The organism is Sphaerisporangium sp. NPDC049002 (assembly GCF_040649355.1).
GTDB lineage: Bacteria > Actinomycetota > Actinomycetes > Streptosporangiales > Streptosporangiaceae > Sphaerisporangium.
The window spans coordinates 1-4,846 of the sequence record NZ_JBEZFH010000341.1; the positions used below are offsets into that span (position 1 = coordinate 1).

At 71.3% G+C, this 4,846-nt stretch carries 4 protein-coding genes and 1 pseudogene; all 5 read right to left on the bottom strand.

The features are described from left to right. The coding region (locus AB0B89_RS34860; RefSeq protein ID WP_358561565.1) for a peptidase inhibitor family I36 protein at positions 1-360 on the bottom strand (360 nt) is incomplete at its 3' end. Between the two features lie 174 nt (positions 361-534). Further along, positions 535-2,925: an aerobic carbon-monoxide dehydrogenase large subunit gene (gene cutA / locus AB0B89_RS34865; protein ID WP_358561568.1), complete on the bottom strand. Its 2,391-nt coding sequence runs from the start codon at positions 2,923-2,925 to the stop codon at positions 535-537. Further along, positions 2,922-3,410 (bottom strand): (2Fe-2S)-binding protein, encoded by a 489-nt coding sequence (locus AB0B89_RS34870; protein WP_358561571.1) that lies wholly within the window; start codon positions 3,408-3,410, stop codon positions 2,922-2,924. Before AB0B89_RS34870 ends, cutA begins: the two co-directional genes overlap by 4 nt. Then, complete coding sequence (locus AB0B89_RS34875) at positions 3,403-4,299, bottom strand: xanthine dehydrogenase family protein subunit M (protein ID WP_358561575.1); 897 nt, start codon at positions 4,297-4,299, stop codon at positions 3,403-3,405. Before AB0B89_RS34875 ends, AB0B89_RS34870 begins: the two co-directional genes overlap by 8 nt. Next, positions 4,296-4,766: pseudogene (locus AB0B89_RS34880) on the bottom strand (solute carrier family 23 protein); the annotation flags it as partial. The gene AB0B89_RS34875 and the pseudogene AB0B89_RS34880, both read right to left, overlap by 4 nt. Between the last annotated feature and the right edge of the window lie 80 nt (positions 4,767-4,846).

A 4,846-nucleotide genomic window follows, 5' to 3' on the forward strand; every position in this document is an offset into this window, starting at 1 on the left:
CACCTGGCGGTAGTCGCCCTTCCTGACCACGCGCGTCTCCTTCTTGTCCGGCACGTGGATCCAGTTGATGAAGCAGCCGTCGGCGTCGGCCTGGAAGGACCCGACGTTGTCGTGAAGGGCCGACGGCACGTCGACGTAGCCGTTCCCCGGGTTCCAGCACCATGACGCGCCCGTGTAGTCGCGCCCCGCCCAGAGACAGATGTCACCCGGTCCCCTGTTCTCCGGCGCGCCCTGGGCGCCGGCGGACGCCTTCGAGGGCACTCCCGACGACGCCACCGCCTCGGGAGCCGGGGTGGCGAGCGCCACCACCATGAATCCGATCATGCCCGTCGTCGCGGCGATACGCGTCCTGCGTGTCATCGGCTGCACTCCGCTTCCTCCTCGTGTACGGCGGTGCCCAGGTGATCCGGGCGGCTTCCGTCACGAAATGTAGCAGCGTGAATACACAGAGCGACCATCTCCGTCCGGCCATATCGACCAGGCGGCCGGGCCTGTGAAGGCTGGCCCGCGGGATATAGACGGGATACAGACGGGTCAGGGAGCCGCGAGTCCCCGCAGTTCGTGGAGCTCTGAGGGGGAGATGGGCATCCGGGCGATCGTGATCCCCTCGGCGTCCTCGACCGCGGAGGCGATGACGGCCGAGACGGGGATCACCCCGGCCTCCCCCGCGCCCTTGATCCCCAGCGGGTTCAGCGGCGACGGCGTCTCAAGGTGAGCCGTCTCGATGAACGGCACCTCCGTGGCGTACGGCATCAGGAAGTCCATGAACGAGGCGTTGAGCAGCTGACCATGGCCGTCGTAGACCATACGCTCGTACAGCGCGCCGCCCACGCCCTGCGCCACTCCCCCGTGGATCTGCCCTTCGACGATCATCGGGTTGATGAGCCTGCCGCAGTCGTGCACGACGGCGTAGCGCAGGATGTGGATCTCCGCGGTGTCCGGGTCGGTCTCAACGATGGCCGCGTGCATGCCGGAGGCGAAGGTCGAGCGGATGGGCGAGTAGTAGTCGCGCCCCTCCAGCCCCGGCTCCTCCCCCTCAGCGACGGGCGGCCGGTCCATCGAGGACACGCCGGAGAACTGGGTGGCCCGCTTGGTCTCCTCGTCGAAGGCGTACCGCAGGGGGTTGGACAGCACGGCCACCGTCGCCAGCGGGATGGACGCCCCGGGGTTGCCCACCACGCGGACGAGCCCGTCCTCGATCTCCAGGTCGCGGGGATCGGCCTCCAGCGCCTCGGCGGCGATGCGCAGCGCCTTGTCGCGCACCTTGCGGCAGGCCAGCGCGATCGCGTTGCCGCTCATCACGGCCGCGCGCGAGGCGAAGGTGCCCACGGCGTAGCCGAAGCGCCGCGTGTCGCCCGTCACCACCGAGACCTTCTCCAGCGGCACCCCCAGCTCGGTCGCGGCGATCTGCGCGAACACCGTCTCGTGCCCCTGGCCCTGCGAGGTCAGGCCGGTCGACACGTGTACCCGCCCGTCGGAGGTGACCTGCACGTGGCCGCCCTCGTACGGGCCGACGCCCGTGCCCTCGACGTAGCATCCGAGGCCGAGGCCGATGCGGCGCCCCTCGGCGGCGGCCCGGGCCTTGAGCTCCGCGAAACCGTCCCAGCCGATCAGCTCCTTGAGCATCCGAAGCGACTCGGGGTAGTCGCCGCTGTCGTAGATCAGCGGCCGGCCGTCCTGGAAGATCAGCCCCTGGTCGTACGGGAAGTCGCCGGGCTGGATGAAGTTGGCCGCCCGTACCTCCGTGCGGTCGAGCCCGAGATGGGCCGCGATGCGGTCCATCGTGCGCTCCATGCAGAAGACGCCCTGCGGGCGCCCGGCCCCTCGGTACGGGGTGACCTGCACCGTGTTGGTGTAGATGGAGGAGAACTCCACGCGGTACGCGCCGACACGGTACGGCCCGAGAAGCTGGGTGGCGGTGATGATCGGCACGATGATGCCGTACGGCGTGTAGGCGCCGTGGTCGTGAAGGATCGTGACGTCGAGGCCGAGGACGCGGCCCCGGTCGTCGAAGCCCACCCGCACGTGCTGCACCTGGGCCCGCTCGTGGGCCGAGGAGATGAAGTGCTCGCGCCGGTCCTCGGTCCACTTGACCTCCTGGCCGAGCAGCATCGCCGCCCAGGGGACGAGGACCTCCTCCGGCCACGGATGCACGATCTTCACGCCGAACCCGCCGCCCACGTCCGGCGCGATCACCTCCACCGAGGGCAGCGGGAGCCCCAGCTTGGACGCGATCGCCATGCGGACGCTCGTCGAGGTCTGGGTGGAGGAGTAGACGCGAAGCGATTGGTCGTCGGGGTCCCACCGGGCGTACACGCCCCTGCCCTCCAGCGGCATGGACGCGCTGCGCTCGAAGTCGAGCCGGAACGCCAGCGTGTGCGGCGCCGCGTCGATGGCCTCGCTCGCACCCGCGCCCGCCGCCGAGGGCACCTCCTGGACGAGGTGGGCGCCGACGTTGCCGGGGACGTCCTCGTGGACGAGGTGGGCGCCCTGCGCGGCCTCCTCGATGCCGACGACCGGCTTGAGGAACTCGTACTCCACCTCGATGAGGGCGGCGGCGTCCTCGGCGAGGTAGCGGTCGCGCGCCACGACCATGACCACCGGTTCGCCGACGTGCCGGACGATGTCCCTGGCGAGGGGGTACGCGGTGCGCCCGTGGGTCAGCGCCGGGTGCGGGATCAGCAGCGGCAGCGGGTCGCGGACCCGCTCGGGCAGGTCCTCCCAGGTGTAGACGGCGACCAGGCCGTCCACGTCCAGCGCGGCCGACACGTCGATGTCGCGGATGCGGGCGTGCGCGTGCGGCGACCGTACGAACGCGGCGGCGAGCGCGTCGTGCCCGAGGTCGTCGACGTAGCGGCCCTGCCCGGTGATCAGCCGCAGGTCCTCCCTGCGCTGGACCCGCTCGCCGAACAGCTTCGTCGTCACGCCTCATCACCCATCAGCTCGGCCGCGCGGTGGACCGCCTTGACGATGTTCTGGTAGCCGGTGCAGCGGCACAGGTTGCCCGAGATGCCCTCGATCACCTCGTCGTCGGTCGGCGAGGGGTTGTCGCGCAGCAGGGCGGTGGCCGTGCACAGGAAGCCGGGGGTGCAGAAGCCGCACTGCAGCGCGTGGCATTCGGAGAACGCCCGCTGCACCGGTGACAGCGTCCCGCCGGGCCCGCTCAGTCCCTCCACGGTGGTGATCTCGTGGCCGTCCACCGAGACCGCGAAGGTCAGGCACGACCGCACCGGCTCACCGTCGAGCAGGACCGTGCAGCACCCGCAGACGCCGTGCTCGCAGCCGACGTGGGTGCCGGTCAGGCCGAGCTCGCGGCGCAGGCAGTCGGACAGCAGCCGCCGGCCCGGCACCGTGGCCTCGCGCACGACGCCGTTGACGGTCAGCGTGATCTCGTGCAGCGCTTCACTCATTCGGGTACTCCCCAGCTCGCTCGTCCGCGGCCTCCTGGGCGGCGATGCGCAGCGCCCGCTCGGCCAGGACCCCGGTCAGGTGCCTCCGGTAGCCGGCCGTCGCGTGGATGTCCCCGTCGGGGTCGATGAGGTCCCGTACGGCCCGCGCCACGGCGGCCCAGTCGACGGAGGCGGCGGGCCGGTGGGCGCACACCTCCGACACATCCAGCAGCACCGGGACCGGGCCGACGCTCACGCAGGCGACCCGGGCCGAGGCGATGCGCAGGTCCTCGTCGAGCGTCACCACGGCGGCGGCGCCCGCCATCGCGTAGTCGCCGTGCCTGCGCGCGACCTCGCAGAAGGCGGTGCCGGTGCGGGCGGGCAGGGACGGGAAGAACGCCGAGACCGCCAGCTCGCCCGGCTCCAGGGCCGACTCCATCGGGCCGGTGAAGAACTCGCCGGCAGGGACGTCGCGCTCGGGGGCCCCGTGCCGCGCCAGCCGTACCGAACCGTCGAGGACGGTCAGCACGGCGGGCAGCTCGGCCGATGGGTCGGCGTGGACGAGGCTGCCGACGACGGTGCCGCGGTTGCGGATCACCGGGTGCGCGACCAGTTTGAGCGCATCGCGGAGCAGGGGCTGGGCCCGCGCGACAAGGGAGGACCGCTCCACGGCCGCGTGCCTGGCCAGTGCCCCGACCCGCACGCCGCCGTCCTCCACCGCGATGGTGTCGAGCGCGGCGACGCGGTTGATGTCGATCAGGTGCGACGGGGCCGCCAGCCGCATGTTGAGAAGGGGGATCAGGCTCTGGCCGCCGGCCAGCACCTTGCCGTGCGCCCCGGCCCCGGCGAGGACCGCAAGGGTCTCGCCGAGGTCGCGGGGCGCGTGGTAGTCGAACGCCGAAGGCTTCACGAAGTGCTGTCTCTCCCTTCCACGAGGGCCTGCGCGGGACCTTGCTCGCCGGCGGTTCCCGACCGTCCGGAGATCACGCGCAGCAGGTGGTATCCGCCGAGGACCACGATCGTGCCGAGCGCGATGCCCGCCAGCGAGAAGTCCTTGGTGATCTGGTGCGACACCGGCCCGATGGCGAGGATGATGCCCGCTCCGATCGGCACCATGTTCACGGGGTTGGAGAAGTCGACCCGGTTCTCGATCCAGATCTTCGCGCCCAGCAGGCCGATCATGCCGTACAGGATGACCGTGATGCCACCGAGCACGCCACCCGGCGTGGCGGCGACCAGCGCGCCGAACTTGGGGATCAGGCCGAACAGGATCGCGACCACGGCGGCGATGTAGTAGGCGGCCGTGGAGTAGACCCGGGTGGCCGCCATCACGCCGATGTTCTCGGCGTACGTGGTGGTGGGCGAGCCGCCGATCGAGAAAGGTGGTGGGCTCGTCGAGCAGCAGGTACGGCGTCTCCTGGGCCAGCACCATCGCGATCCACACTCGTTGCCTTTGG